This is a genomic window from Sulfuricella sp. (genome assembly GCF_035531155.1).
Taxonomy (GTDB): domain Bacteria; phylum Pseudomonadota; class Gammaproteobacteria; order Burkholderiales; family Sulfuricellaceae; genus Sulfuricella.
On record NZ_DATKTK010000055.1, the window covers coordinates 115387 to 134745 of the forward strand.

Genomic DNA, 19359 nt, shown 5'->3' on the forward strand with positions numbered 1-19359 from the left:
CGATGTGCCCTTTCCAACAGCAAGCCATCTTCCGATAAGTGATTTGCGGCGTCTCACCGATATTCTCCGCGTCGCGGCGGAAAAGGGATGGGGACATTATGTCGACCGCCTGCGCCTGAAAGGTTACCTCCCTAAAGAAACCGTGGAACAAGCCCCGGCGGCATTGGGCGATGCCCGGCGTTTGCGGGCGGCACTGGAAGAACTCGGCCCCACTTTCGTCAAATTCGGTCAAATGCTCAGCATGCGGCGGGACCTGTTCCCGCAAGACATCATCAGCGAACTGCAGAAGCTGCAGGATGCGGTGCCGCCTTTCCCCGGGGAGGAGGCCCGCCGGATCATCGAGGAGCAATTGGGCCAGCCCGTGGCGGAGCTCTTTGCCGCCTTTGACGAGTCGCCGCTCGCCGCAGCTTCCATCGCCCAAGTCCATACGGCAACCCTGCACGACGGCACGTCGGTCATCGTCAAAGTACAGCGCCCCGGCATCGAACAGGTGATCCAGGCCGACCTGGAAATTCTGTTTTGCTTTGCCAGATTGTTCAACAGCCATGTGCCGGAGAGCCTGCCCTATGATCCACTGGGCTTGGTGGACGAATTTGCGGAAACCATACTGCGCGAACTTGATTTTCACCGCGAAGGTCGCAACACGGACCGCTTTCGCGACAACTTCAAGGATGATCCATCGGTTTACGTGCCGCAGATATTCTGGGAGCTATCCGGCAAACGCGTCCTGACCATGGAGCGTAGCCAGGGACACAAGATCAGCGCGGACCACCCGGCGGACCCGGCGGAGCGGCGCCGCCTGGCGGAGGCTCTGGTGCGTCTCTATTTAACCCAACTGTTCGAACACGGCTTCTTCCACGGCGACCCCCACCCCGGGAATGTGTTCATCATGGGCGACGGCCGCCTGGGTTTTCACGATTTCGGCATCGTGGGCCGCCTCTCCCCGCGCGATCAAGACAATCTGAGACAGCTCTTTCTGGCTCTCATCGTGCGGGATGCGGAGTGGATGGCCGGCGTCTATCTGGACCTGTGCGGCGCGACAGCGGACGTGGATCTGGCCGTATTTACGCGGGATCTGGAGGATGCCCTGGAGGAGTATTATGCCGCGTCCACCCAGGGCTCTTCCTTTGCCGAAGTTCTGCACCAGTTCATCCACTTGGGACGGCGCCACCATATCCGGGTGCTGAGGGAGTTCCTGCTACTGAGCAAGGCGTTGATGACCATGGAAGCCGTAGTGCGCACGCTGGACCCTGCCTTTAATATGGACGTAGCCTTGCAAGGCTATGTCCCGCGCATGATAGGGCGGCAAATGGTGCCGGGTCTGAGCCCAACGGGCGGACTGGTCAGGGGATACCGCGCCGCAACCGCGCTGCGGATGGCCATGTTTGGCTTTCCCGATATGCTGACCAAAGGAATGCGCCAGCTGCAAAAAGGCGAAGCAACCCTGCGCGTCCGCCACGAGCAGTTGGAAGGCATGGAGCAGCACATCGACCGCGCCAGCAATCGGCTGAGCTTCAGCCTGATCATCGCCGCCGTGGTGGTCGGTTCTTCCATCGTGATGTCGTTTCATACCGGCCCCCATTACCAAGGCATCCCCATACTGGGATTATTGGGCTACCTGTTGGCGAGCTTTCTCGGCCTGTGGTGGGCGGTGGCGATCCTGCGGTCCGGAAAATTGTAGGGAGCGCCCCATGGAACTGGCACAACCCGGAATCATTACCGCTCCGCCGCAGGGGGAAAAGCGCTGCCATGTCTGCAGCGCTCCCATCGCCAGCCCGCCATTCATCCGGGAGGGCGAGGAATACTGCTGCGAAGGGTGTTTTCTGGGACGCAAGGAATACCGGGGCATCGAGGCGGAGCGGGATAGCGCCTATCTCGCCCTGGCGGAAGCGCTAGCGGCAGCCCTGGACGCGCGCGAGCACGAAACCGGACTGCATTCCAAGCGGGTGGCCTGCCATACCATGGTGTTGGCGCGGCATTTCACCAGCGACCCGCAGCGTCTGCACCAGGTCTATTGGGGCGCCCTGCTCCACGACTTGGGCAAGATCGGCATCCCTGACGCCATACTCCTCAAGTCGGGGCCACTGACCAAGGACGAATGGGCCGTCATGCGCACCCATCCGGAGATCGGCCAGCGCATCCTGGCAACCGTGCCCTTCATGGCCGAGGCGGCCGAGATCGTGCTGAGCCACGAGGAGCGCTTCGATGGATCAGGCTACCCGCGCGGGCTGGCGGGTGACGCCATCCCCCTCTGGGCGAGGCTGTTCGCGGTGATCGATACCCTGGACGCGATCACCTCCGATCGGCCTTACCGCAAAGGATTGCCCTTCGACGCGGCAATGGCGGAGATTCAGCGCTTAGCCAGGACGCAGTTCGATCCGCTGGCGGTGGAGGCGTTCAGCGCCGAGGAAAAAACCTTGCGTGAGATGGTGGCAATGAAATGCGGGATGGCACCTATCGCGATGGAGGCAGGCTAAAAGAAGCAGACTAAGGTTTGAACAGGAGAAAAACATGAAAACCGTCGGCCCCGGTTTCACCTTGGCCCAGGACACGCACAGAAATATTAAAGAGATCGATGTAAGCGTCCAGGGTGTGGCCTTGGATTACGCCGCCGCTCACATCCTCGCCTGCGCCCTTGCCGAGAAAGCCGCCGGGGAGACGATGCTGGTCGCTTGGCTCGACGGTAAAAACAACGTGGGATACCCAGAAGTGCAAGAGTGCACCGGCGACAAGCCCGGTTGGTTTGCTTATGCTGAAAATCACGGTGGTAACTTGGGAGTGAATATCAACGGTGGCGAATTTATTTTCGTCTTCGCGACAGGACTGGAAAATCAAGGAGGCTGAGATGGCGATCGACCCGGTGTGCGGCATGACAGTGGACGAAAAAAATGCGGTAGATACCGCCAGCTACGGCGGACAGACGTACCACTTCTGCTCCGCTCGCTGCCTCAGCCAGTTTCAGGCCGATCCTGCACAGTTCGCCGGCGGGACCAAGCGGGCCGCCACTGCGCATGCCCATGCCCACGGCCAAACGATGGCCGCGCCCGCGCAACCGGAAAAAGCCGGCAAGGAAATGGCCAAGGACCCGATCTGCGGCATGGTGGTGGACAAGACCACCGCGCTCAAAACCGAGCGCGCCGGAAGGGCTTATTACTTCTGCAGCGTGGGCTGTCAGCGCACCTTCGAGTCGCCTGAAGCCGAACTCAAGTCCATGCGCACGCGGGTCGCGATCGCCCTCACCGGCGTGCTGTTCCTGGCCATCCTGCGCGCCGCCGCCTTCATCGCCTTGGCGGCGGGCGCCACCATCGTCACCTGGGCGCCGATCCCCGCCCTTCCCTGGTTCACCTGGGGGATGTGGCTGTTCCTGCTGGTGACCCCGGTGCAGTTCATCGGCGGCTGGGGGTTCTACAAGGGCGCGTGGAACGCCGTCCGCACCCGCACCATCAACATGGATTTCCTGATCGCGCTGGGCACGTCGGTGGCGTATTTCTACAGCGTCGCCGTGATCTTTTTTCCCGAGGTTTTGCCGGTGAAAGTCGAGGAGCGCGATGTCTATTTCGAGGTTTCCGCCGTGATCATCGCCTTCGTGCTGCTGGGCAAGTACATGGAGGAGATGATCAAAAAACGCTCCTCCGCCGCGGTGCGCAAGCTGCTCGACCTGAAGCCCGCCAGCGCGCACGTGATGCGCGAGGGAAACGAGATGGAAGTACCGGCGGAATCCGTGATGGTGGACGAAACCGTGGTGGTGCGCCCCGGCGAGAAAATCCCCACCGACGGCGTGGTGCTGGAAGGCGCCTCCTCGGTGGACGAATCCATGCTTACCGGGGAATCGATGCCGGTGGAAAAGGCGCCGGGGGCGCAGGTGATTGGAGGCACCCTGAACCGCACCGGGCTGTTCCGCTTCAAGGCGACGCGGGTCGGCGCGGAAACGGCGCTGGCGCAGATCATCAAGATGGTGGAAGAGGCGCAGGCATCGAGTGCGCCGATCCAGCGCATCGCCGACCAGGTCACCGGTTATTTCGTTCCCGCCGTGGTGGGGATCGCCGTTCTTTCCTTCACCGGCTGGTGGCTGGCGGGCAACTTTCCGCAAGGGCTGCTCGCTTTCATTGCCGTGCTCATCATCGCCTGCCCGTGCGCGCTGGGCATCGCCACGCCGGCAGCGCTGATGGTGGGTGTCGGCAAGGGCGCGGAAAACGGCATCCTGATCCGTGGCGCGGAAATCCTGGAGCGCGCGCAAAAACTCACGGCGGTGGTGTTCGACAAAACCGGCACGCTCACCCGCGGCGAGCCCAACGTAACCGACGTGATTCCACTGGGCGCGCTCGACGAGGCAGAAGTGCTGCGCTTCGCCGCCGCCGTGGAAGCGGGCTCGGAGCACCCGCTGGGCGAGGCTGTCGTGCGCGCAGCCCGGCACCGCGGGCTGGATCTGCCCAAGGTGGCAGGATTCGAGGCTATTCCGGGGCATGGCATTCGCGGCGAAACCGAGGGGCATCCGGTGCTGCTCGGCAACCGCCGCCTGTTTCAGCGCGAAGGGATCAGCACCACCGCGGCCGAGGAACACATGACGCGGCTGGAAGCGGAAGGCAAGACCGCCATGCTGCTGGGGTGCGACGGCCAACTGGCTGGCGTGATCGCCGTCGCCGACACGCTCAAGCCGGAATCCAAGGAAGCCGTCGCCGCCTTGCTACGCGAGGGCGTGGAAGTGATTCTGCTCACCGGCGACAACCCGCGCACTGCCCAAGCTATCGCCAAGGAACTCGGGATAGAACGAGTCATCGCGGAAGTCTTGCCCGCCGACAAAGCCGCGGTAATCCAGGATATGCAAAAGCAGGGCCGGGTGGTGGCGATGGTGGGCGACGGCGTCAATGATGCGCCCGCGCTGGCGGCGGCGGATATCGGCATCGCCATCGGCTCCGGCTCCGACGTGGCCAAGGAAACCGGCGGCATCATCCTGGTCAGGAACGACGTGCGCGACGTGGTAGCCAGCATCCGGCTTTCCCGTGCCACCATGCGCAAGATCAAGCAGAACCTGTTCTGGGCCTTCTTCTACAACTCGGTGGCGATTCCGGTGGCGGCGCTGGGCTTTCTCAACCCGGTGATCGCCGCCGCCGCCATGGCGCTAAGCTCGCTTTCAGTGATCGTCAATTCGGCGCTGCTCAAGCAGCTCAAACTGTCTGTCGATTAGGTGCCTTTCCAAGGGAAGAAGCCCTCCCATGAACCTGTTTTCCCTCATGCTGTTGCGCGGCCTGCTCACCGTTTCCATGGCCCTGGCCGCACTCACGGCCGCGGCGGCAGCCGATACCGACCGCTATCAGGTCGTCGACGGCGTTGCCATCTACCTCGGCCTGATGCCGGCCGAGATGGTCCTGGGCCACCCCAGGCAGTTTCCGGAAAAAGAGATGCACGGCGGTATTCCCCAGGGCAAGGACCGCTACCACGTGGTGATCGCGCTATTCGACGATGCCACCGGCAAGCGCATTAGTAGCGCCCAGGTCATTGCCACCGTGTCGGAGGCCGGCTCGGCCGGCCAGCGGAAAGCGCTGGAGCGGATGAACATCCACAATACCAAGACCTACGGCAACTGGTTCATCCTGTCCGGCCACGGCCCCTACCGGGTCCACCTGGAGATTGCCGGTATCCGCGGCAAGGGCAGGATCGAAACCGAGTTCGAATACAAACCTTGAGCCGACGGGCGCAGGAGAGCAGGATCATGGACGACCCGCATCAACATCATTCCCACGATCAACCCGGCCGCCGGGCAAACTGGGCGTTGCTGGGGTTTATCGCCGTCATCAGCTTTTTCCTGTTTACCGAACACCGCGCTCACCTGTTCGGCATACTGCCCTACCTTTTGCTTCTCGCCTGTCCGCTGATGCACTTGTTTCACCACGGACACGGCGGAGGGCATGACCACGGCGAACAGTCGAAGGAGGACCGGCCATGACTTCCGCTGCGCCTGCCTACGGCTTGTGGTCCCTGGCTGTCATCAATTCGCTGGTGTTCATCGTCTTCGCCTTCAGTTTCAGCAAACCGAAAACCAGGCGTGAATGGCGCTCCTTCGGGGCCTTCTCCGCATTTATCGTGGCGCTTTTCGCGGAGATGTACGGCTTTCCGCTGACCATCTACCTGCTGTCGGGCTGGCTGCAAAGCCGCTATCCCGGTCTCGATCCTTTTTCCCACGATGCGGGCCATTTGCTGGAACTCCTGTTCGGCTGGCGCGCCAACCCCCATTTCGGCCCGTTTCATCTGCTCAGCACTATCCTGATCTTCGGCGGATTCATCCTGCTGGCGAACGCCTGGAAGGTGCTCTACAGGGCGCAGCAGACCTACACCCTGGCGGTGACCGGGCCTTATGCGCGCATACGCCATCCCCAGTACGCCGGGTTCGTGCTGATCATGCTGGGCTTCCTGTTGCAGTGGCCAACCGTGCTGACCGTGCCGATGTTTCCGGTGCTGGTGGCCATGTATATCCGTTTGGCGCGGGCCGAAGAGCGCGAGGTGTCGGCCGAGTTTGGCGACGCTTATGCGCGTTACGCCGCCGGCACCCCGGCGTTCTTTCCGCGCTTCGGCGCAGCCACGGGCCAAACCGGATGATTGGCGAATTTCTGATGAAACGACGGACGATGAGAAAACAATGCGATTTGGTTCAAGACCCGGTTTGCAGCTGAGCGGTTTCCATTGCCCCGCAATATGAGGAGAAGCAGATGGAACGGAACTTGACTGAAAGCACCGTCGCGAAACAGGCGTGGAGTATCGCGCGGCGGGTGTTCCGAGATTATCCGGGCAAGCTGGCGGTACGTTTGTGGGATGGGCAAACGCTGGCCATTGGCGAAGGCACGCCTGACTTCACGCTGGTTTTTCATCATTCGGCCCCCTTTCGCGACCTGATCCTGTTTCGTGATCCCCTGCGCTTGGCCGAGGCCTATTTCAAGGGTTCGCTGGATGTGGAGGGAGACCTTTATGCGGTTTTCGGCCTGAAGGATCATCTGCAATCCTTTACCTTATCCGTCCCCGAGAAGGCTGCCTTTCTGGCGGCGGCCCTGCTTTTGACGGATGGCCCCGGCACGGAAGCGAACGCCGGAACGCCGGTAAGGCGGTCGCAACCTTTGCGCTCTCGCTTTTTCCGCCCGCATTCCAGAAACACAAACCGGAAAGCCATCGCCTTCCATTACGACGTTTCCAACGAATTCTACCGGCTGTGGCTGGACCGGCAGATGGTCTATTCCTGTGCCTACTTCCAAACCCCTGAAGAAGATCTGGATCAAGCCCAGCAAAACAAACTGGAACATATTTGCCGGAAGCTGCGCCTCAAGCCGGGAGAGCGGCTGCTGGACATCGGCTGCGGCTGGGGCGCACTGGTCTGCTGGGCCGCCAGGCACTATGGGGTGCGCGCCCACGGTGTCACCCTCAGCCGCAACCAGTATGAATACGGGCTGCTCAAGGTGCGCGAGCACGGCCTGGAAGGCATGGTAACCCTGGAACTCAAGGACTACCGGGACCTGGAAGGCGAGGGGGTGTTCGACAAGATCGCCAGCGTGGGCATGTTCGAGCATGTGGGGCTAAAGAACCTGCCGGTCTATTTCGGAACCGCCCACCGGCTGCTCAAGCCCGACGGGCTGTTCCTCAACCACGGCATCACTTACGATGGCGAGGGCTGGCGCAGGACGGTGTCTACGGAGTTCATCAACCGTTACGTCTTCCCCGATGGGGAGCTCGACAGCGTGAGCAATGTGCAGCGTGCCATGGAGCAATCACGCTTCGAAATACTGGACGTGGAATCGTTGCGGCCCCACTACGCCCTCACCCTGCGGCATTGGGTGGATCGCCTCGAAGCACACAGGGAGGAAGCGCTACGGCATATCAGCGAAGCGGTGTACCGGGTTTGGCGCCTATACATGGCGGCCTGCGCACTTCAGTTCGAAGAAGGCGGAGCAGGCGTCTACCAAATACTTGCATCGAAGAAAGGGAAAGGGCTTGGCCCCGCTCCTCTGACACGCCGGGATCTTTATGCTGATTAGTCGACTCGGAACTTTGCCATTGGAAGAGATCGAAATGGACAGATGAAGGATTTTGCATAATGAACAAATGGTCATGGTGGTGTCCCTGGACTGCGCTGGGGCTTGCGGCAGGCGTTCTCATGCTTTGGGGTGTTTCCTTATGGACTGCCATTCTGGCTGCATTGCTGCTGGTCTGCCCGGCTCTGATCCTGTGGGGACTGTTCGAAACATCGAGCCTTCCGGATCCAGCCCAAGAGACTATCCCCAAAACCCGGGGAATGACGCTTAACTGGCTGGCGCCATTTTATGAAGCCGGCTGCCGCCTCTGCGGATTGGGCCAGGGCTTCAGGGATGAAACGCTGCGTCATGCTGCGCTGAAACCAGGCGAACGCTTCCTGGATGTGGGTTGCGGCACCGGCGTTCTGACGCGCCTGGCGGCGGAAATCGTCGGCGCTTCCGGGCTGGCGGTGGGCATCGACCCCGCGCCCCGCATGATCGCTGTTGCCCGGAAAAACGCCGTGGGCAGCAGTCAAGCCGAGTTCAGGCTCGCTGCCATTGAGCATTTGCCGTTCGAGAGCGGCAGCTTCGACGTCGCCGTGGCAAGCCTTATGCTTCACCATCTTCCGCCGGATCTCAAGCGGGAGGGACTGGGAGAGGTTTACCGCGTGCTCAAGCCCGGCGGGCGCCTGATCGTCGTGGATCTCGACCGCCCCGCCAATGTATTGTGGTGGCTGCTTGCATGGCCACTGCTGATGATGCCGATGACCGCCTCCAACCTGCGGGGGGAAATCCCAGGCTATCTGCGCGACGCCAAATTCGACCCGGTCCACACCCAAGGCCGGCGGATGCAGTTGCTGACTTTCTGGCAGGCAATCAAACCCATGAACCCAGGAGACCCATCATGAAGAACGGACTTTCGACAATCGCATGGCGCGGCATGCTGGCCGGCATTCTGGCGATGTCGGCCATGGCATCGCTGGCGGCCGACACCAGCCAACACAAGGTGGTGGACGGCGTGGCGATCTATATCGGCGTCTTGCCGGCGGAGATGGTCAAAGGCCACCCCAGGATACATTCGGAAGGGGTGATGCACGACGGCATACCCACCGGGAAAAACCGCTATCACCTGGTGGTCGCGCTGTTCGACGACGCCAGCGGGAAACGCATCAGCGGCGCCGGGGTTAAAGCCAGGGTCTCAGAATTCGGCCTCCCCGGCCAGGAAAAGAAACTCGACCCCATGGTGATCGCCGGCACCGTTACCTACGGCAACTATTTCACCATGCCCAATCCGGGTCCATACCGCATTCACCTCGAAATCGGACACGCCAGAATACATTCCGTCGGGACGATTGAGGCCGAGTTCGAATATCGGCGCCCATGAGATAGAAGATGGTTGCCATGGGCTGGCAAAACTGATTTGGGCGGGTGTGGCGGCAGAGTTCGGCGAGCGTGTAGAGAGCGTGCCCCTGTCACTCCAGTTTCTTAATAGTGTTTCGACTGAGCTGCGCCTGGCGAACAAAGTGAATGATAGGACGACCATGAGTAATGACCATCGAATAGACCCCGTATGTGGAATGGAAGTAGCTGCCCACCAGAACGAGAGCGTTTATTTGGGCATCCATTACGCTTTCTGTTCGCAACAATGCCTGGACAGCTTTATCGCGCATCCTCACCTGTACGTGGGGATGCCGGGCCACAAAGCACCGAAGCAGGAGGGGAAGGAAGTTCTGAAGCGGCGCAGCTTGCGCCTTGCCCCTGCGCTTTCCACCGACCAGGCTTTGCTTCTGAGCGACGCGTTGGCGGCCATGATGGGCGTGAAGAAAGTGCTGGCCGAGGCGTATCGGATAGAGCTGACGTATGATCTGTTACAGGTAACAGCCGAGCAAATCGAGGCGAAAATCGCCGAGATTGGTATCAGCCTGGGTGAAGGCTGGCCGGAACGACTCCGCCTCGCATTCGTCCATTACCAGGAAGAATGCGAGGTTGGGAACCTGGAAGTCCAGGAAAGGCATGTTCACGGCAGCGGGCACTAGCGCCTGGCCCGGTTATCTCGCCACCGGCCAGGTGACCTGCCACGACATCGCCAGCCATGAGATTCCCTGTGGCGGCAGCGGGCAGGACGCCGAATACCGGCGCGAGTTGCGCAGCCTTGTCAGCCACCAGACCCGCAAGACCGCCCTGCCTGTGGATCATCCATTCCTCAACATCGTCGAGCGCGACGCGCTGGCGGATGAAAACCGGCATTTGACCGGAATACAGAGGTTCAGGATAATTCGGGTCGTGCGGTTGAAATGACCATACTTAGGCGCACATCTCTTAACGCCCCGGACGGGGGATACTTACAGATTGAACCAAACCATTTCGATGTCCCCCATCACCCTCGTCACCCCTGAAGTCAAACAGATCATCAAGCACCCCGCAACCTTCGCGCTGCAGGTGATCAAGGCATTCCGCGCCAATCAGGGGTTGCTGCTGGCCGGTGCGGTGGCCTATTACACGCTGCTGTCCATCGTGCCACTGTTGATCCTGGTGGTGATCGGACTATCGCACGTGGTCGATCAGGCCGTATTGTTAAATACTTTGCGCCGCGCGCTGGAGTGGGTGGTGCCGGGGCAATCGACGGCGCTGGCGCAGGAACTGGCAGCATTTCTGGCGCACCGAACGGTAGTGGGCTGGGTGTTGCTGGGGACGATGCTGTTTTTCAGTTCGCTCGCATTCTCGGTGCTGGAGAACGCGATCTCGGTGATTTTTCTGCATCGTGTGAAGACGCACAAGCGCCATTTTCTGGTCTCGTTGGCGCTGCCCTTCGGCTACATTGCGTTCATTGCGCTGGCGCTGTTTGTCGGCACCTTCGTGCTCGCGAATCTGCTCGCCATCGGCCAGGAGAATCTGCTGGTCTTCGGCTCTAGCTGGTCGCTAGGCGGGCTGTCACGCGCCACGCTTTATATCATCGGCGTCGGGGCTGAAATCCTGCTGATCTCATCGATTTACTTCTTCATGCCGGTGGGGCGAATCTCGGCGCGCCACGCGCTTATCGGCGGCGCGACCGCTGGGCTCCTGTGGGAGATCATCCGCCACGGAATGGTGTGGTACTTCACCACGCTCTCGCAGGTGAACGTGGTGTACGGCTCGCTCACGACGGCGATCGTGGTGCTGTTGAGTTTCGAGATTGCCGCCACGCTGCTGCTGGTGGGGGCGCAGGTGATTGCCGAGTACGAGCGTATCGGCATGGCACATATCGATACGCTGCCGGCAGCGCTTCACACCGACGCGGTGAAAAACAACATCTCCCCGGCATCTAAAGATCGCCAACCACACTAAGGGTACCGGAGTTGAATTGTTTTCGGCGTATGAGCAAAGGAACATAAACCCGACCCTGCCGGCCTGGCAAGGCAAGCTGTCGGATCAGGAAATCGACGATGTGGTAACCTGAGTTACATTCTTGTGGTCGGATCAGGTCTACCTGTATTGGAAAACAAAAACCGAGCACCCCGCCCAATAATTTTGTAAAATTAGTATTTTCTAATTTACCAGGAGATTTCCATGTACGGATTCAGCACACAACTCAGCATCCCCTTCGACGCAGCCGTCGCAAAAACTATCGACGCTCTGAAAGTGGAAGGCTTCGGCGTCCTCACCGATATAGACGTGAAGGCCACCATGAAGGCCAAGCTCAACATCGACGGCCGCCCCTACCGCATTCTCGGTGCCTGCAACCCGCCACTGGCCCACCGCGCCATCGAGGCCGACCCTGATATCGGCCTGCTGCTGCCCTGCAACGTGGTAGTGCGCGAAGAAGCCGATGGTAAGATTACGGTCGCCTTCATGGATCCATCCGCAGTGCTGAAACTGGTAGACAAGCCCGGTATCGAGGAACTGGCGGCGGAAGTAAAAGGCCGACTCGAGCGGGTGCGCGATAGCCTCAAGGCGTGATCCCCTGGCTTAACCCTAACGACCCTTTCCCGCCGCTCGAATCCGCCCTGCGCGAGCCCAACGGCTTGCTGGCGGCGGGTGGCGACCTTTCCCCGCAGCGGCTGATCGCCGCCTACTCACGCGGCATTTTTCCCTGGTTCAACCCCGGCGAGCCGATCCTGTGGTGGAGTCCGGATCCCCGCATGGTGCTGTTTCCCGACGAACTCAAAGTGTCGCGCTCGCTGCGCAAGACCCTAAAGAAACAGGCCTACGAAATCCGCATCGACACCGCCTTCCGGCAAGTCATGGAAGCCTGCGCTGCGCCTCGCGATGGCCACAGCGGCACCTGGATCACCCCCGCCATGATCTCAGCTTACACCGAGCTTCACCGGCAAGGCCTGGCACACTCGGTCGAAACCTGGATGGAAGACAAGCTTGTCGGTGGACTCTATGGCGTCAGTCTGGGCAGGATGTTCTACGGCGAATCCATGTTCAGCCGCGCCACCGATGCCTCCAAGATCGCCTTCGTCTATCTGGTCAGGCAGCTCGAACGCTGGGGCTTCGGCATGATCGACTGCCAGATGAAAACCGCGCATCTCGCCTCGCTAGGGGCGCGCGAGATTCCACGCGCCGAATTCAGCCAAAAGTTGTCGGAACTGGTAAACTTTCCCGGAGATATCGGACACTGGCACCGACCATGAACTTGCTGAATGACTTTTCCACGCGCGAGCTGCAGTTCTACCTGACCTCCGCCTACCCGTGCAGCTATCTGCCGGGACAGATGGCGCGCTCGCTGGTGGCCACTCCCAACGAGCTGGTTGACAGCGCGGCTTACAGCGAATTGATCCGCCTCGGTTTCCGCCGCAGCGGAGCCTACAACTATCGGCCGCAATGCAGCCAGTGCCGGGCCTGCGTCCCGGTGCGGCTGGTGGTCGATGAATTCGAGCGCAACCGCACCCAGCGGCGCGCCTGGAAAGCCCATTCCGCAATGACCGCTGCGGTGCGAGAACTGGTCTACGACCCAGAGCATTACGAACTCTACCGGCGCTACCAGGCATCACGGCATGCCGGCGGCGGCATGGATCAGGATGACCGGGAACAGTACGAGCGTTTCCTACTGCAAAGCCACGCCACCACCTATCTGGTCGAGTTCCGCGAGGGCGACGCCCTGCGCATGGTCAGCCTGATCGACAGGGTGAATGACGGTCTCTCCTCGGTATATACTTTCTACGACCCCGACCTGCCCCGCGCCAGCTTCGGCACTTTCAACATCCTGTGGCAGGCTACGCTGTGCCGTGAACTTGAACTACCCTATCTGTACCTCGGCTACTGGATAGAGCACAGCCGCAAGATGACCTACAAGATCAACTACCAACCGCTGGAGGGGCTGATCGAAAGCCGCTGGCAACGCCTGCCTCCAAAATCGGAACTGTCCAAAACGGAATAAAAATGCGCCCATACCTCGATTTAATGCAGCACGTCCTCGACCACGGCCACCAGAAAAGCGATCGCACCGGCACCGGCACGGTCAGCGTGTTCGGCCACCAGATGCGCTTCGATCTTTCGCAAGGCTTTCCCCTGGTCACTACCAAGAAATGCCACCTCAAGTCCATCATCCACGAGCTGCTGTGGTTCCTGCAGGGCAGCACCAACATCAAGTACCTCATGGACAACGGCGTCAGCATCTGGAACGAATGGGCCGACGAGAACGGCGAGCTCGGCCCGGTGTACGGCTACCAGTGGCGTTCCTGGCCGACTCCGGACGGCCGCCACATCGACCAGATCAGCCAGGTGATCGACCAGATCAAGCGCACCCCGGACTCGCGCCGCCTGATCGTTTCCGCCTGGAACGTGGCCGACGTCGACAAGATGAAGCTGCCGCCCTGTCATGCCTTCTTCCAGTTCTATGTCGCCCCTTCGACAGGCTCAGGACAGGCTGGCAAGCTATCCTGCCAGCTTTATCAGCGCAGCGCCGACATCTTCCTCGGCGTGCCATTCAACATTGCTTCCTATGCCCTGCTCACCCTGATGGTGGCGCAAGTGTGTGGCCTCAAGCCGGGCGATTTCGTCCACACCCTGGGCGACGCCCACCTCTACCTCAACCACCTCGACCAGACCCGCGAACAGCTCGCGCGCGCGCCGCGCCCGTTGCCAACGATGAAGCTCAACCCGGCGGTACAGAACATTTTCGAGTTCAAGTACGAAGACTTCACCCTCGAAGGCTATGACCCCTACCCCGCTATCAAGGCGCCAGTGGCTGTATGAATCGACCCGGAGTGAATAACCAACGAATAATCCCAGATAATTGAATACGCTTAAGGCACCAACCATTGCCAACTCTAATTTCTCAAAACATGCGGTGCGATTACGGAGTAACATGTTCCGCATATGGTATAAATACCCGGCATAGACACTGAAAAAAGAATTCGCTCATCTGCGTAGAGGAAGAGAAATCATGGACTGGATCAAGCACAGCATCCGCAACAAACTGTTTCTGATATCGGGCACGGGAACGACCCTCCTCCTCGCCGCCTCCCTGCTCGGACTATGGCTTACCTGGGGTCAGATTCAAACGCTCGAGCAGGAAGTGGCCGCTTACCAGAATGCCGGGCAACAGACTCAGGCTGCTTCACAAGCCCCCAAAACCCAGATTAAGGAAGCCAGGGCAAGCGCCCAGAGCGGCATTATGATCAGCCTCGGGCTGATGGCAGCCGCCATAGTCATGGCATTCTTCGCCTTCTTGTGGCTGGTGCAGAAAAACATACTGAACCCCGCAAATCAGTTGGTTCAAGACCTGGACAGGCTCGCCAAAGGCGATTTTTTATCCGCCATCTCCTGCACCTCGGAAGACGAATTCGGCAAGATCGCGGCCAGCGCGGAGCAAATTCGCATTGACCTCGGCGGCATCATCGCCAAAGTTAACAATATTACGGCGGAAGTCTGCAGCACCGCATCCAGGCTTTCCGACACGGCAAACCAGGTTGCTTCCGGCTCCAACCAGCAGAGCGAAGCGGCTGAAGCCACGGCTGCGGCGGTTGAGGAGATGGCCGTCAGCATCAGCTCCGTCGCGGAAAATGCGGACAATGTAAACCGGATTTCCCGGAACGGGATGGAACACACCGTAAAAGGTAACGAAAGCCTGTCCGAATTGATCGGGGAAATCACCACGGTGGAGTCTTCCGTTGAGGGAATCGCCGCATCGGTGTCTGAATTCATCCGCAGCACGGAAGCCATTACCAATATGACGCGGCAGGTCAAGGACATCGCGGAACAGACCAATCTGCTGGCGCTCAATGCCGCGATTGAGGCCGCACGGGCAGGCGAGCAGGGGCGCGGGTTTGCCGTGGTGGCGGACGAAGTGCGTAAACTGGCTGAAAAATCGGCGCAATCCGCCAGCCAGATTGATCAGGTTACGATGACGCTCGGTTCGCAATCCGCCGCCGTGGCACACGCGATCCAGCATAGCCAGAAGTCATTGCAAACCAGCCAGGATTACCTGGAGAACGTCGCCATGGTATTGGCCGAGGCCAATCAGTCTGTGACCCAGTCAGCCGAGGGCGTGGACAATATCGCCCTGTCCGTGAACGAGCAAAAAACGGCCAGCCACGAAATCGCCCAGAATGTGGAAAGAATCGCGCAAATGGCTGAAGCGAACAGGTCGGCGATCCAGGAAAATACGGCTGCCACGCACCATATGGAACAACTGGCCGGCGATCTGCGCAAAATGGTAAGCCATTTCAAAATATAAGTTTCCACAAAAATATGGGCAAACCCCGTCTTTCCATCATCGCCGCGATGGCGAAAAACCGCGCCATCGGCATCGGCAACACCCTGCCCTGGCGTCTGCCGGAAGACCTCAAGCATTTCAAGGCGCTGACCTTGGGGCACCACATCCTGATGGGGCGCAAGACTTGGGAATCGCTGCCGGGAAAACTGCCGGGGCGCACTCCCGTGGTCATCACCCGCTCCAGGGATTTGCAGGCGCCGGGCTGCATCGTGGTGAATTCGATCGAGGACGCGATTGCCGCTTGCGGCGGCGACGACGAGGTTTTCTTCATTGGCGGCGCGGAGCTTTACCGCCAGGCGCTGGATATTGCCGACCGGTTATACCTCACTGAAATCCGGGCGGAATTCGAAGGCGACGCGTGGTTCCCCGAATTCGACACGAACCTGTGGCAGGAAACCGGGCGCAAGCCCTGCAAATCCGAAAACGGGCTGGAATGTGATTTTGTGGTCTATGATAAAAAATCCTCAGCCCCTCAAGGATAAAGCATGAAATTTTTCCGCCCATTGTTTCTGTTCCTGCTCCTGCAAATCCCCCTGCTCGCCATCGCCGCCGGGCAGGCTGAACTCACCTGGTACGGCCATGCCGCCTTCAAACTCACCACCCCTACCGGCAAGGTCTTGCTGATCGACCCTTGGCTCACCAACCCGGCCAACAAGAATGGCAAGGATGATCTGGCTAAGCTGGAAAAGGCCGACTTGATCCTGATCACTCACGGCCACTTCGACCACGTCGGCAACAGCGCAGAAATCGCCAGGAAGACCGGTGCCAGGCTGGTCAGCACCTTCGACCTGGGCAAGGCGATCGTCCAGTACGGCGGTTACCCGGAGAAGCAGATGGGTTTCGACACCCAGGGCAACTTCGGCGGCGAGCTTTCTCTGCTCGATGGCGAGGTAAAAATCGCTTTCATCCCCGCCATTCATAGCTCCACGGTAATGGCGCCCGAGGGCAGCGCCGACAAGGACATCCACGACGGTGGCAACCCCGGCGGCTTTCTCATCACGGTGAAAAATGGCCCGGCAATCTACCACACCGGCGACACCGACGTGTTCAGCGACATGGCCCTGATTCGCCAATTCGGCAAAGTGGACGTGATGCTCGCCTGCATCGGCGGCCATTTCACCATGGGACCGGAGCGCGCTGCAGAAGCCGTTCGACTGGTCAAACCCGGGATGGTAGTGCCGATGCACTTCGGCACCTTCCCGGTACTGGACGGAACGGTTGAGACCTTTGCCAAGGCGTTGAAGAAACAAGGTGGCAAGACCAGACTGCATGAAATGAAAGCGGGCGAGACCCTCAAGCTCTGAGGCGTCACCCCAAAAGCAAAACGGGCGCTGTAGGCGCCCGTTTTGCTTTGGTACAGACTGTGCGCTAGAGATGCCTCACGCAATCTACATAATACCGTGACTTCCCGTTCAGCTCTTCCTTCACCAGACCGTGTATGTCGGTTTCGAAGCCAGGAAATTTCTCGTTGAATTCACGGGCGAATTTCAAATAACGAACGATGGTCTCATTGAAGCGTTCGCCGGGAATCAGCAACGGAATACCGGGAGGATAGGGGGTCAGCAACACGCTGGTCACGCGCCCGGCCAGGTCGTCGATCTCGACCCGATCGATCTCCCGGTGTGCCATGCGGGCAAAGGCATCGGCCGGTTTCATCGCCGGCACCATGTCGGACAAATACATCTCGGTAGTCAAACGCGCCACGTCGTTGGCCTTGTAGATGCCGTGTATGCTATCGCTCAGTTCCCTCAGACCCATCCGCTCGTAGCGCGGATTCTTGGCGACGAATTCGGGTAGCACGCGCCACAGCGGCTGGTTGCGGTCGTAGTCGTCCTTGAACTGCTGCAACGCAGTCAGCATGGTGTTCCAGCGGCCCTTGGTAATGCCGATGGTGAACATGATGAAGAAGGAGTAAAGGCTGGTCTTTTCCACGATCACGCCGTGCTCTGCCAGGTACTTGGTGACGATGGCCGCGGGGATCCCCGAGTCGGCGAAATCCCCGTCCACATCCAGTCCCGGCGTGATGACGGTGGACTTGATCGGATCCAGCATATTGAATCCCGGTGCGAGGTTGCCGAAGCCGTGCCAGCGGTCACCCTGGCGCAGCATCCAGTCGTCGCGCTCGCCGATGCCCTCCTCGGCGAGATGCTCCGGCCCCCATACCTTGAACCACCAGGAAGCGCCGAATTCCTCGTCCACCTTGCGCATGGCGCGGCGGAAATCCAGGGCTTCGAGGATCGACTCCTCCACCAGCGCCGTACCACCGGGTGGTTCCATCATCGCCGCCGCCACATCGCAGGATGCGATGATGGCGTATTGCGGGCTGGTGGAGGTATGCATCAGGTAGGCCTCGTTGAATACGTCGCGATCCAGCTTGCGTGCCTCGGAATCCTGAATCAGGATCTGCGATGCCTGGGACAGGCCAGCCAGCATCTTGTGGGTGGACTGGGTGGCAAAAATCATCGAGTCCTTGCAGCGCGGGCGATCCTTGCCGATGGCGTGCATGCCCTGGTAGAAATCGTGAAAAGTGGCGTGGGGCAGCCATGCCTCGTCGAAATGCAGGGTATCGATCTCCCCGTCCAGCATTTCCTTGAGGGTTTCCACGTTGTAGAGAATACCGTCATAGGTGCTCTGAGTGAGGGTGAGCACCCGTGGCTTGGTCGTTACCCCGCGCGCGAAAGGATTGGCCTCGATTTTCTTGCGGATGTTCTCCGGCCTGAATTCTTCCAGCGGAATCGGCCCGATGATGCCGTAATGGTTGCGCGTTGGCGTCAGAAAAACCGGCACCGCGCCCGTCATGATAATCGCGTGCAATATCGATTTGTGGCAGTTGCGATCCACCACCACCACATCCCCCGGCGCAACCGTGGAATGCCATACCATCTTGTTGGAAGTGGAGGTGCCGTTGGTGACGAAAAACAGGTGGTCCGCATTGAAGATGCGCGCAGCGTTACGCTCGCTGGCCGCCACCGGGCCGGTATGGTCAAGCAGTTGGCCGAGCTCATCCACCGCATTGCACACGTCTGCGCGCAGCAAATTCTCGCCGAAGAACTGGTGGAACATCTGCCCTACCGGGCTCTTGAGAAAGGCAACACCGCCCGAATGGCCGGGGCAGTGCCAGGAATAGGAGCCGTCGGCGGCATAATGAGTTAGCGCCCGGAAGAAAGGCGGCGCCAGGGAGTCCAGATAGTCCTTCGCTTCCCGCACCACATAGCGCGCGATGAACTCCGGCGTATCCTCGAACATGTGAATGAAGCCGTGCAGCTCCTTCAGCACGTCGTTGGGGATATGGCGCGAAGTGCGGGTCTCGCCGTAAAGGAAAATGGGAATATCCGCATTTCGGCGGCGTATCTCCACCACGAAGGCACGAATCTGCCCAACCGCATGCTCCGCCAGTTCAGGCGTGGAGAACTCTTCATCGTCGATCGACAAAATAAACGTTGAGGCACGGCTCTGCTGTTGCGCAAATGAAGTCAGGTCGCCATAACTGGTGGCCCCCAACACCTCCAGACCCTCTTCCTCAATCGCCTTGACCAGCACGCGAATGCCAATGCCGCTCGCGTTCTCGGAGCGAAAATCTTCATCGATGATGACTACGGGGAAACGAAATCGCATTTGTTTTCCTGGTGATGAGTTAAGGGTTTGCTCGTGAGAGTTAAGAAG

General features: G+C 59.9%; 21 protein-coding genes. 20 read left to right on the forward strand and 1 reads right to left on the reverse strand.

Annotated elements, in window-relative coordinates:
• Window positions 1-43 precede the first annotated feature (43 nt).
• The 20 genes from VMV64_RS12155 to VMV64_RS12250 all read left to right on the forward strand — a co-directional run bounded on the left by VMV64_RS12155 (window position 44) and on the right by VMV64_RS12250 (window position 17000).
• Entirely contained in the window at window positions 44-1681 is a 1638-nt protein-coding gene (locus tag VMV64_RS12155) for an AarF/ABC1/UbiB kinase family protein (protein ID WP_325330664.1), read from the forward strand.
• 10 nt (window positions 1682-1691) lie between these two features.
• Window positions 1692-2477 (forward strand): HD-GYP domain-containing protein, encoded by a 786-nt coding sequence (locus VMV64_RS12160; protein WP_325330666.1) that lies wholly within the window; start codon window positions 1692-1694, stop codon window positions 2475-2477.
• Between the two features lie 34 nt (window positions 2478-2511).
• Complete coding sequence (locus VMV64_RS12165) at window positions 2512-2844, forward strand: AF1514 family protein (RefSeq protein ID WP_325330668.1); 333 nt, start codon at window positions 2512-2514, stop codon at window positions 2842-2844.
• A gap of 1 nt (window position 2845) precedes the next feature.
• The gene (locus VMV64_RS12170; protein ID WP_325330670.1) at window positions 2846-5185 is read left to right on the forward strand and encodes a heavy metal translocating P-type ATPase; all 2340 of its coding nucleotides are present in this window, start codon (window positions 2846-2848) and stop codon (window positions 5183-5185) included.
• A gap of 28 nt (window positions 5186-5213) precedes the next feature.
• Window positions 5214-5684, forward strand: a complete 471-nt coding sequence (locus VMV64_RS12175) for a hypothetical protein (RefSeq protein ID WP_325330673.1) — start codon at window positions 5214-5216, stop codon at window positions 5682-5684.
• A 26-nt stretch (window positions 5685-5710) separates the two neighbouring features.
• On the forward strand, window positions 5711-5944 hold the full coding sequence (locus VMV64_RS12180; RefSeq protein ID WP_325330675.1) for a DUF2933 domain-containing protein: 234 nt from the start codon (window positions 5711-5713) through the stop codon (window positions 5942-5944).
• The gene (locus tag VMV64_RS12185; protein WP_325330677.1) at window positions 5941-6594 is read left to right on the forward strand and encodes an isoprenylcysteine carboxylmethyltransferase family protein; all 654 of its coding nucleotides are present in this window, start codon (window positions 5941-5943) and stop codon (window positions 6592-6594) included. The genes VMV64_RS12180 and VMV64_RS12185 overlap by 4 nt, the downstream gene beginning before the upstream one ends.
• A 122-nt stretch (window positions 6595-6716) precedes the next feature.
• Window positions 6717-8018, forward strand: coding sequence for a cyclopropane-fatty-acyl-phospholipid synthase family protein (locus tag VMV64_RS12190; RefSeq protein ID WP_325330679.1), 1302 nt, complete (start codon window positions 6717-6719; stop codon window positions 8016-8018).
• Window positions 8019-8077: 59 nt separating this feature from the next.
• Window positions 8078-8902 (forward strand): class I SAM-dependent methyltransferase, encoded by an 825-nt coding sequence (locus tag VMV64_RS12195; RefSeq protein WP_325330681.1) that lies wholly within the window; start codon window positions 8078-8080, stop codon window positions 8900-8902.
• The gene (locus VMV64_RS12200) at window positions 8899-9378 is read left to right on the forward strand and encodes a hypothetical protein (protein WP_325330683.1); all 480 of its coding nucleotides are present in this window, start codon (window positions 8899-8901) and stop codon (window positions 9376-9378) included. The genes VMV64_RS12195 and VMV64_RS12200 overlap by 4 nt, the downstream gene beginning before the upstream one ends.
• 157 nt (window positions 9379-9535) lie before the next feature.
• Entirely contained in the window at window positions 9536-10030 is a 495-nt protein-coding gene (locus tag VMV64_RS12205; RefSeq protein WP_325330685.1) for a YHS domain-containing protein, read from the forward strand.
• Entirely contained in the window at window positions 10008-10292 is a 285-nt protein-coding gene (locus tag VMV64_RS12210) for a hypothetical protein (protein ID WP_325330687.1), read from the forward strand. Before VMV64_RS12205 ends, VMV64_RS12210 begins: the two co-directional genes overlap by 23 nt.
• A 69-nt stretch (window positions 10293-10361) precedes the next feature.
• Window positions 10362-11318, forward strand: a complete 957-nt coding sequence (locus VMV64_RS12215) for a YihY/virulence factor BrkB family protein (protein ID WP_325330689.1) — start codon at window positions 10362-10364, stop codon at window positions 11316-11318.
• A gap of 222 nt (window positions 11319-11540) precedes the next feature.
• On the forward strand, window positions 11541-11930 hold the full coding sequence (locus VMV64_RS12220; RefSeq protein WP_325330691.1) for a DUF302 domain-containing protein: 390 nt from the start codon (window positions 11541-11543) through the stop codon (window positions 11928-11930).
• The gene (gene aat / locus VMV64_RS12225) at window positions 11927-12610 is read left to right on the forward strand and encodes a leucyl/phenylalanyl-tRNA--protein transferase (protein ID WP_325330693.1); all 684 of its coding nucleotides are present in this window, start codon (window positions 11927-11929) and stop codon (window positions 12608-12610) included. The genes VMV64_RS12220 and aat overlap by 4 nt, the downstream gene beginning before the upstream one ends.
• A complete protein-coding gene (locus VMV64_RS12230) occupies window positions 12607-13356 on the forward strand; it encodes an arginyltransferase (protein WP_325330695.1) in 750 nt (249 codons plus the stop codon). The genes aat and VMV64_RS12230 overlap by 4 nt, the downstream gene beginning before the upstream one ends.
• A 2-nt stretch (window positions 13357-13358) precedes the next feature.
• Complete coding sequence (locus VMV64_RS12235) at window positions 13359-14174, forward strand: thymidylate synthase (protein ID WP_325330697.1); 816 nt, start codon at window positions 13359-13361, stop codon at window positions 14172-14174.
• Between the two features lie 190 nt (window positions 14175-14364).
• On the forward strand, window positions 14365-15657 hold the full coding sequence (locus tag VMV64_RS12240) for a methyl-accepting chemotaxis protein (protein WP_325330700.1): 1293 nt from the start codon (window positions 14365-14367) through the stop codon (window positions 15655-15657).
• Window positions 15658-15671: 14 nt separating this feature from the next.
• Complete coding sequence (locus VMV64_RS12245; RefSeq protein ID WP_325330702.1) at window positions 15672-16178, forward strand: dihydrofolate reductase; 507 nt, start codon at window positions 15672-15674, stop codon at window positions 16176-16178.
• 3 nt (window positions 16179-16181) lie between these two features.
• A complete protein-coding gene (locus VMV64_RS12250) occupies window positions 16182-17000 on the forward strand; it encodes a metal-dependent hydrolase (RefSeq protein ID WP_325330704.1) in 819 nt (272 codons plus the stop codon).
• A gap of 64 nt (window positions 17001-17064) precedes the next feature.
• Here the strand turns inward: VMV64_RS12250 and VMV64_RS12255 are convergent, their stop codons facing one another.
• A complete protein-coding gene (locus tag VMV64_RS12255) occupies window positions 17065-19311 on the reverse strand; it encodes an arginine/lysine/ornithine decarboxylase (protein WP_325330706.1) in 2247 nt (748 codons plus the stop codon).
• Window positions 19312-19359 lie beyond the last annotated feature (48 nt).